At 37.6% G+C, this 644-nt stretch carries 1 protein-coding gene; it reads right to left on the bottom strand.

The window, feature by feature from the left end:
- A partial coding sequence (locus tag AB4232_RS22740; protein WP_372088127.1) for a glycosyl transferase family 90 occupies positions 1–644 on the bottom strand: 644 nt, incomplete at both ends.

Below are 644 nucleotides of genomic sequence, written 5' to 3'. Positions count from 1 at the left end.
GGAAAGGAGCAAGGTATTCATGCGCATTTTTGATCATCTGTTCAGACTCTTTAGGGTTGTCTAAATAGTATTTAATTTTTTGCTCAAAATCCGACCAGTCATCCTTCACCTCTACATAATGTATGCCTGGCTGCAGAGTGCCTTCCATAAACCACGTTTCAAATTTCATTTTTGGAGTAACGACAAGTGAGTTTGAAGACATTGCCCACTTCAAGTTTGATGCAACATCGTTCCCTTCAAGGCAAATAATGAATTTGTATTGAAGCTGCTCTTCGACTGTCATAAATGGTTGTTGCCACTCTGGGTTTTGCTCTGAAGTATTCGATTGACCTGCATTCATCAGTGGATGACCATACAGAGTTTTCATAAAACGAATTCTATGTGGTTGAGTCACAGCACCACGAAATACGGCCATATTTTTTTTATCAGAAAAACTTAAGCTATCATCCACGAATCGGAAATGACGACGCTTATCTAATTTAAATAGTACAGAGTTACTATTGTTCCCATCAATCGGACGAGCTTTAAATAACGTTGGAACTGGCTCTATATGCGTTTCATCACCAAAGTAGTAACTGAAACGAAAGTACTTTGGAAAATAATGAAGAAACTCTTTAAGATCAAAGAAATAAGATGTATAGCCT

It is taken from the genome of Vibrio sp. 10N.286.46.A8 (genome assembly GCF_041470165.1).
GTDB classification, from domain to species: Bacteria; Pseudomonadota; Gammaproteobacteria; order Enterobacterales; family Vibrionaceae; genus Vibrio; species Vibrio tasmaniensis_A.
This window is presented reverse-complemented; position numbering and strand designations above follow the sequence as displayed.